Genomic DNA, 8,208 nt, shown 5'->3' on the forward strand with positions numbered 1-8,208 from the left:
GTCGCCGCCGGTGCCCAGTGTGCCGGGGGTGCCGCCGGAACCGCCGCTGGGGGACGTGCCGCCGGGCCCGCCCTGGGTGGCCGTGCCGGCTCCGCCGCCGGTTCCCCCGTTGCACATCCCGCCCGTGCCCGGCTGGCCGGCGTCCCCGCCCTGGCTGCCGCCCGTGCACGACGAGCTGAAGACCTCACCGGCCCCGCCGCCGCCCGCGGCCACGATCAGGCGGGAATCGGTGGTCGTGAGGGGCGTGGTCCGGGGCTGGGTACGGACGTCGGAGGCCCCGCCTCCTCCGCCGCCGTAGTGGCTGCTGCCGCCGCCGTTGAAGCCGCCGATGCACGGCGAGAACGGGTAGCAGGTGGGGGTGGTGAGCGTGGGGGTGCCACCGACCTCGACGTAGAGGGTCTGCCCGCCGGACAGGCCGGTGAGCGTACCCGAGACCTGCGCCCCGCGGCCGCCGGGCGTGACGTTGACGCCCGAGAGGCCGCCGGCCGCGCCGATCGCCGTGACGTCGACCTGCGTGACGCCGGCCGGGACGGTGAACGTCTGCTCGGCGCCGGTGGGCGCGAACGTACAGGTGGTGGAGGGGCCGGCGGTCGTGCAGGTACCGGCAGCACGGGCGGGTACCGACAGCGCCACCGGGGCGACGGCGGCACCGAGCACGCCGGCCGCAACGGCCAGCACCCGGCACCGACGCCCGGCCGAACCCGCACGATACCCGGCAGCGGGCCGGACGAAGGCCCCCGACAGTGAGGACGTCACGATCAACTCCAGAAGACGGAAGAAGGTCCCGGCGAGGGATCGCCTTCCGTCACTGTCGATCACGCAACCAGGGCCGCGAGCCCCCACCGAACTGACACACCGCTGGTTCACACCGGCGGTCCCCCCGGCCGCGCCTTCGACAGCACCCGAGGCTCCCTGCCCGGCCGCCTGGCCGAGGACGGCGAGCCCGTCCAGGCCGTTCGACCCGCCACTGGTGGCCCGCTGCTGCTCCCAGCGATGACCGGCGCCTACCAGTGGCGCTGAACCGACGACCGGTGCCACCCCGCCGACGTCGGCTATGCGGCCGCGGGCTCCGCAGGTTCCGCCGGCCCGCTCTGGGTGGCTGCGGGCGGCGACCCGGTCCTCGCCGGACGGTTCCGCCCAATGCGTGGCCGCGGGCCCGTTCCCGTTCCCGGTGATGGCCGGCGTTTTGCCGGGCTGGATCAGTTGTTGGTGTGCGGGGGCAGGAGGAGTTCTGCGAGCAGGCCGCCGCCGGGGGCGGGGGAGAGTCGGGCGGTGCCGTCGTGGAGTTCGGCGACCCATCTGACGATGGCGAGGCCGGTTCCGGTGCCGTTGCTGGTGGCTCCGGTGACGTGGCGTTCGAAGACCCGCTCCCGGTTCTTGGCGGGTATGCCGGGGCCGTGGTCCCGGACGGTGATGCGGCCGGCGGTGACGCTCACGCCGACAGGGGTGCCGCCGCCGTGTCGCAGGGCGTTCTCGACGAGGTTGCGGACGGCTTGGGCGAGCAGCTCGGGGTCGCCGTTGACGATGGCGGCCTCGGTGGTGAGGGTGACGCCGGTGCTGTCGGGCAGTTCCTCGACGGTCTGTTCGACCAGCTGGTCGAGTCGCAGCGGGGTGAGCTCGACTTCACGGGTGCCGGCCTCGACGCGGGCGCGGGCCAGCAGCCCGGTGACCAGCCGGCCCAGGCGGTCGACGAGGCGGAGGGCCTCGTCGAGGGCCACGGGGGCGCGGGTGGGGGAGGTGCTGCCGCTTTCGACCACCAGGCGCAGGGTGGCCAGCGGGGTGCGCAGCTCGTGGGCGGCCTCGGCGAGGAACTGTTCCTGCTGGTCGAGCCCGCGCAGCGCGGGCCGCATGGCGCGTCCGGACAGGAGGTGCGCGATGGCGGCGGCGGCCAGCACCAGGGCTGCGCAGCCCAGCGTGAGCCGGCGGACCAGGCGGTCATGGGCGGCCTGGCTCTGGGCGGGGTCGGCTCCGACCAGCACGGCGGCGGCGATCCGGTCGCCGTCCCAGACGGGGGCGGCGGCCCACTGGATCTCCCGGCCGCCGGCCTCCAGGGCGACGAAGACGGTTTCCTGGTCGTGCTGGACCTGTTCCCAGACCTCGTCCAGCCCGGCCTGGCCGGGGAGAGCGGCGTGCGCGGTGGGCGCGTGGCGGATCCGGGGCCGGCCGGGCGTGGGTGCCTGGAGGACGGCGAGCCGTTCCGCGCTCAGGGCCAGGTCGTCCTCCGCCAGGGCGTCGAGGTTGAGGACGCCGTCGTCGTAGTAGATCGTGCGGGCGAGGCCGTCAGCCCGCCGGCTGACGCCGTTGTCCAGGTCGTTCGTGCGGGACCGGTCGTCGGTGCGCACGGCCAGGACCAGCAGGCACAGGGCGGTCGTGGCGGCGAAGAGCAGGGTCGTCGCCCACCGGACCCGGTTCAGCCGTGCGACAGCGGGACTGGGCGGCATCACGGCTCGGTGGTGTGGTCGGCGAGCCGGTAGCCGACGCCGCGCACCGTCGAGATGAGCTCGGGCGGGCCCAGCTTGCGGCGCAGCTGCCCGATGAGGACGTCGACGACGTTGGAGAGCGGTTCGGTCTGCTCGTCCCAGCAGCGTTCGATGAGGTCGGTGCGGGTGACCACCTCGCCGGCGCGCAGCATCAGGACCTCCAGGACCGCGAACTCCTTCGCGGTGAGGGTGAGCAGCACACCCTCGCGCCGGACCCTGCGGCGGGGCAGGTCGAGCTCCAGGGTGCCGACGCGCAGTTCCGGCAGCCGTGCGGGCTGGGCGCGGCGGCACAGGGTGCGGACGCGGGCATTGAGCTCGGCGAAGGCGAAGGGCTTGACGAGGTAGTCGTCGGCGCCGTGCTCGAACCCGGCCACGCGGTCGCTGACCGCGTCGAGGGCGGTGAGCAGCAGGACGGGCAGGGCGGATCCGGCCTTGCGCTGGGCGGCCAGGAGGGTGAGGGCGTCCCCGTCGGGCAGGGCGCGGTCGGCGACCAGGCAGTCGTAGGTGTTGACCGCGAGCTTGAAGTCGGCGTCGGCGAGGTCGGTGGCGGAGTCGACGGCGAAGCCTGCCTCGCGCAGGCCGCGGATGATGACGGGGCCGAGTTCGGGGTCGTCCTCGAGGACAAGTACGCGCATGGCGGCCGAGCCTACTGCGTCGAAAACCACACGAACGCCGGGGTGGTCGGGATTCGGGCGTTATGCCCTGCCATCGGGCAGCCCTGTGGCGGTGAGAACCTCGCGTTCGTGGGGCTCACGGCCATGTCGCGGGCACTGGAGCCGCTCCTGATGCCGCCGCCGACCAAGCGGCGCGTGGAATTCGTGCAGTAGGCGCAGCAGGTGCCGCATCTGCCTCATGTTCGGCTCATGGACCGACCGGCAGTCTGTGGGGCATGGCAAAGATTCGTATGCGTAAGCGCGTCATCGGCGTGACCGCCGCCGGCGTGGCAGCCGCCGTTGTCGCCGTCTACTGTGTCCAGTCCGCGCAGGGCGCGGACTCCCTGACTGCGGGCGGGCCGCGGGCGGTGGTGCGCGTCGACCAGGTCGGCTACACACCCGACGAGGCCAAGCAGGCCTACCTGATGACCTCCGTCTCCGCGTCCAAGGCGTCCTTCCGGGTTCGCGACGCCTCCGGGAAGGAGGTCCTGAAGGGCAGGGTCGGATCGTCCACCGGCGGCTGGAACGGCACGTACAAGGCCGTCCACACCCTGGACCTGTCTCCGCTGACCGAACCCGGCGACTACCGGATCGAGGTGTCCGGGCCCGTCACCGCCGTCTCCCCGACGTTCCGCATCGCCGCGGCGGACGACCTCTTCGGCAAGCTCATCCAGGCCAACGTCCGCTTCTTCCAGGCCCAGCGCGACGGCGCCGACGTCATCCCCACGGAACTGCGCCGCAAGCCGTCCCACCTGGCGGACCGCCAGGCCACGGTCTACGACACCCCCGCCTACGCCGACGACGAGACGGTGCTGACCGCGCCCCTCCAGCGTGTCGCGGGCCCGATCGACGTCTCGGGCGGCTGGAACGATGCCGGCGACTTCCTCAAGTTCACCCACACCGCCTCCTACTCCACCGCGAGCCTCCTGCTCGCGCACCGCACGACCCCCGTCGGTGGGCCGGAGCTGGCCGCCGAGGCACGCCACGGGCTGGACTGGCTCGACAGGATGTGGGACGACGAGTCGCGCACCCTCTACGTGCAGGTCGGACTCGGCAAGGGCGACACCACCGACGGAAGCGGCAGGATCCGCTCCGACCACGACGTGTGGCGCCTGCCGGAGGCCGACGACGCCCTCGACGTGAAGCCCGGTGACCCCGACTACCTGATCAAGCACCGGCCGGTCTTCCGCGCGGCACCCCCCGGCAAGCCGATCAGCCCCAACCTCGCCGGGCGCGTCGCCGCCACCTTCGCCCTTGCCGCCCAGCTCGACGCCGCCGAGAACCCCGAACGGGCCCACGAGGAACTCGAGAAGGCCGCACACGTCTACGCCCTCGCGAACACCAATCCCGGCGACCAGCTGGTCACCGCCTTCCCCCACGGCTTCTACCCCGAGGCGTCCTGGCAGGACGACATGGAATTCGGCGCCGCCGAACTCGCCCTCGCCGCCAAGGCCCTTCGGGACAGGCGCGCAGCCGACTGGACCAGGCAGGCCGCACACTGGGCCGAGCAGTACATCGCCTCGGACAGCCTCGGCACCCTCGGGCTCGGCGACGTCAGCGCCCTCGCCCACGCCGACCTCGCCCGCCTGCTCGACGACGGCACCGGCCGCACCGAAGTGACACGCGAACAGCTCGCCGCCGACCTCAAGCGCCAGCTCGACGACGGCAGCGCCCGCGCGGCCCGCGACCCCTTCCGGGCCGGCGCCGTCTACACCGACTTCGACTCCGTGCCCCACACCTTCGGCCTCGCCGCCACCGCCCGGCTCTACCACCAGGTCACCGGAGACTCCCGCTACGGCACGTTCGCCACCCAGCAGCGCAACTGGGCCCTGGGCGCCAACGCGTGGGGTTCCTCCTTCGTCATCGGCGCCGGGACCACCTTCCCGCAGTGCCCCGAACACCAGGCCGCCAACCTCGCCGGCGACCTCAACGGGGACGGTGACATCCTCCTCGGCGGCGTCGTCAACGGCCCCAACGCGGCGGACAAGCTCAAGGACCTCAACTCCTTCCCCACCATGCGCACCTGCCCGACCAACCAGGGCAACCCCTTCGCCGCCTTCGACGGCCGCGGCGCCGGCTTCATGGACCACGTCGGCGCCTGGCAGAGCGTCGAATCCGCCGACGACTTCACCGCCACCGCCCTGCTCGCCTTCACCCTCGCCGCCGCACCACCCCAGACCGACAGCAAGCCCAACTGACGGCACGAAAGCCCCGACCGGCCCGTCACGCCACCGCACGGCGTCGCTCCAGGGCTGAGCACCGCCGAGCTGGCCAACCGGGTCTCCGTCTCGCTGGCCACGGCCTCCGAGTATGCGACCGGCCTGCGCGACGCCGGACTCATGACGAGCCGCCGCGAGCGCAACCGGGTACTGCACTACCCCACGGCCGCGGCCACCGTCCTGCTCGACGCTCCCCGCACCGTGCCGCCGCAGGAGGCGCCGGTGGGACTTCGGCCACGGCGCCGGGGCTGACCGCATCGTCGGCTGCCACTGCCGGGTCGGCTCCGCCCGGTACGGCGCCGGCTCTTCCGCAGGCGAAGGCCGACACCGGCATCCTGCTGTCCGAACGGTGCCGCCGTCCGCCGACGTCTTTGAGCAGCGGGAGATCCCGGATCCTGAGCGGGTACCGCTTCCCGGGCCGGTGAGTGCGCCGAACCGGTGAGTGCGCCGGGCCGGTACGCGTTTCCTGCCGTGTGGGCTGAACGCCCGGAGCCTCCACTGCGTACTGGAAGACGGGTCGCTCGCCAGGCCGCCACACCGGCGCCAGTGGCCCGCCGGAAGGAGCGTCGAAGATGCGACGTCTCGTCTGGGCAGCCGCCGTGCTGCCCGCGCTTGCCCTGGGAGCAGCGGCCTGCGGCAGCAGCGGCTCGAAGTCGGCACCGGCGCCGGCCACCTCCTCCCCGTCTGCGCCCTCCGCCCCGGCTCCCGGTTCCCAGCCGCCGAGCCAGGCCGGGGCAGCCGGGACCCTGGTCGCGGTCAACGGCTCCAACCTCGGCAGGATTCTGACCGACAGCCAGGGCCGCACGCTGTACCTCTTCGAGAAGGACAGCCCGGCGATGTCCGCATGCGATGGCGCGTGTGCGTCCGCCTGGCCACCGCTGGCGACCACCGGCACCCCGCAGGCCGGCGCCGGGGTCAGCGCAGCCGATCTGGGCACCATCACCCGCGCGGACCACAGCATGGAGGTCACCTACCACGGCCACCCCCTCTACTACTTCGCCGGGGATCACAAGCCCGGTGACACGAACGGCGAGGGCTCCACCGCGTTCGGTGCCGGCTGGTACGTGCTCAACCCCAGCGGCAACAAGATCGACAACGACTGAGGCAGCCGGACGGGGCTGTCGCGGTCGCAGAGACACCCTGGTGCCGCGAAACCCCTTGCGGGTCATGCTGCTCCCCCCGGGCCGAGGCTCGGAGGGAGGGATTCTACGCGTCGTGCGTCACTGCGTAACTTTTAAGATCCGTTCGGCGTGGGGACGCCGGCGGGCGGCGGCTCAGACGACCAGGACCCGGCGCCCCCTGGTGTGGCCGGCGCGACTGTCGGCGTGCGCTGCCGCAGCTTCGTCGAGCGGGTAGGACCTTTCGACCGGGATGTGGAGCCTGCCCCGGGAGATGAGGTCGACGGCCTCGGTGAGCGCGTCCGGCACGCTCCCGGCCACGCCGGAGAACCAGACGCCCAGCTGCGGCGCGCCGAGGTCGGCGATGGAGACGACCTTGCGCGGGTCCCCGGTGAGCTCGACGAGTTCGCGGATCACGCCCGAGCCGGCCAGGTCGAGGGCCGCGTCGACCCGGCCCAGGTGCCGCACCCGTTCGACCCATCCCTCGCCGTAGGTCGTGGCGAGGGCGCCCAGGCCGCGCAGGTAGTCCTGGTTCGCGGCCCCGGCCGTGCCGATCACCGTGATGCCGCGCTCGCGGGCGATCTGCAGCACCGCCGACCCGACGCCGCCGGACGCGCCGCTGACCAACAGCGTCTGCCCGGGCTGCACGCCGACCTCGCGGATGGTGCGCAGCGCGGTCTCCACCACGGACGGGTACCCGGCCGCCTCCTCGAAGGTCAGTCCCTCGGGCATGCGGGCCCAGGCCGACAGCACGGCGAACTCGGCGTACGTGTCGGTCCCTTCGCCGAAAGCGTGGTCGCCGATTTCGATCCCTTCGACCCCCTCGCCGACCTCGTCCACCACCCCTGCGGCGTCCAGCCCGACCCCGGCGGGCAGCTCGACCGGATGGGCTCCCAGGACCTGGCCCTCCCGGATCCTCCAGTCGACGGGGTTCACACCCGCCGCCCGTACGGCGATGCGTATCCGGCCGGGGCCCGCGTGGGGCTCCTCGGCCTCCAGCAGTTGCAGGACCTCGGGACCGCCGAACTCGGCGAAGCTCACTTTCCTCATACGACCGAACGTAACCCTAACGGTTAGTGTTTTGCAACGGTTAGGAATTCGTACCTGGTAGTGTCAGGGCATGACCGAGCCGCCCGGACGCCGCGAACGCAAGAAGGCCGCGACCCGTCAGAAGATCGCCGACACCGCGCTGCGGCTCTTCCTGGAGCGCGGGTACGACCCCGTGGGCATCCGTGACGTGGCGGCCGAGGCCGACGTGGCCGTCACCACGGTCTTCTCCCACTTCGCCTCGAAAGAGGCCCTGGTGTTCGAGCGCGACCAGGAGTTCGAGCAGTGCCTCACGCGTGCGGTCACCGACCGGCAACCGCACGAGCCGCTCATCCCCGCGCTGCACCGTGAGGTCCGGGCCCTGGTGCGGCACTGCACGGCGGAGGGCAGCGCCCCCGTCCGGCGCATGATCGAGGGGTCACCCGCCCTGCGGGAGTACGAGGAGTCGATGAGCCTGCGTCACGCGCAGGCGCTGGCAGCGGCTCTGGCCGCCGATCCCCGCCTGTCCCGGAGCGCGACGGCGTGCCGGGCGACCGCGCGGTTCGCCATCGACGCCTACGCGCTGGCCTGCCGGGCGGACGATCCCGGGGCCACGGTGGACGAGGTCTTCCGGATGATCGAGGCGGCCTGGGCCAAGCTGGTCTCCGGCACCGTCTCCACCAAGCCGATCGCCGACATGGAGGGCTTCGCC

At 73.0% G+C, this 8,208-nt stretch carries 7 protein-coding genes and 1 pseudogene; 4 read left to right on the forward strand and 4 right to left on the reverse strand.

All coding sequences use genetic code 11. The annotated features are described in order from the left end of the window. From ABZ885_RS31195 to ABZ885_RS31205, 3 genes and pseudogenes are all read right to left on the reverse strand, one after another. Positions 1-756: pseudogene (locus tag ABZ885_RS31195) on the reverse strand (hypothetical protein); the annotation flags it as partial. A gap of 443 nt (positions 757-1,199) precedes the next feature. Next, complete coding sequence (locus ABZ885_RS31200; RefSeq protein WP_360195966.1) at positions 1,200-2,441, reverse strand: HAMP domain-containing sensor histidine kinase; 1,242 nt, start codon at positions 2,439-2,441, stop codon at positions 1,200-1,202. Then, positions 2,441-3,115 carry a response regulator transcription factor gene (locus ABZ885_RS31205; protein ID WP_360195969.1) on the reverse strand — a complete coding sequence of 225 codons (675 nt, stop codon included), beginning with the start codon at positions 3,113-3,115 and terminating at the stop codon, positions 2,441-2,443. The genes ABZ885_RS31200 and ABZ885_RS31205 overlap by 1 nt, the downstream gene beginning before the upstream one ends. Positions 3,116-3,369: 254 nt before the next feature. Between ABZ885_RS31205 and ABZ885_RS31210 the strand changes: the two genes are divergently transcribed. The 3 genes from ABZ885_RS31210 to ABZ885_RS31220 all read left to right on the forward strand — a co-directional run bounded on the left by ABZ885_RS31210 (position 3,370) and on the right by ABZ885_RS31220 (position 6,455). After that, positions 3,370-5,331, forward strand: a complete 1,962-nt coding sequence (locus ABZ885_RS31210; RefSeq protein ID WP_360195972.1) for a glycoside hydrolase family 9 protein — start codon at positions 3,370-3,372, stop codon at positions 5,329-5,331. 141 nt (positions 5,332-5,472) lie between these two features. Continuing rightward, positions 5,473-5,604: a hypothetical protein gene (locus ABZ885_RS31215; RefSeq protein ID WP_360195975.1), complete on the forward strand. Its 132-nt coding sequence runs from the start codon at positions 5,473-5,475 to the stop codon at positions 5,602-5,604. 320 nt (positions 5,605-5,924) lie between these two features. Then, positions 5,925-6,455: a hypothetical protein gene (locus ABZ885_RS31220; RefSeq protein ID WP_360195978.1), complete on the forward strand. Its 531-nt coding sequence runs from the start codon at positions 5,925-5,927 to the stop codon at positions 6,453-6,455. 171 nt (positions 6,456-6,626) lie between these two features. On the opposite strand, the gene ABZ885_RS31225 is transcribed toward ABZ885_RS31220, so the two are convergent. Beyond that, a complete protein-coding gene (locus ABZ885_RS31225) occupies positions 6,627-7,520 on the reverse strand; it encodes an NADP-dependent oxidoreductase (RefSeq protein ID WP_360195981.1) in 894 nt (297 codons plus the stop codon). Between the two features lie 70 nt (positions 7,521-7,590). On the opposite strand from ABZ885_RS31225, the gene ABZ885_RS31230 reads away from it, so the two are divergent. Next, the coding region (locus ABZ885_RS31230; RefSeq protein WP_360195984.1) for a helix-turn-helix domain-containing protein at positions 7,591-8,208 on the forward strand (618 nt) is incomplete at its 3' end.

The organism is Kitasatospora sp. NPDC047058, from assembly GCF_040643935.1.
In the GTDB taxonomy this organism is placed as follows: domain Bacteria; phylum Actinomycetota; class Actinomycetes; order Streptomycetales; family Streptomycetaceae; genus Kitasatospora.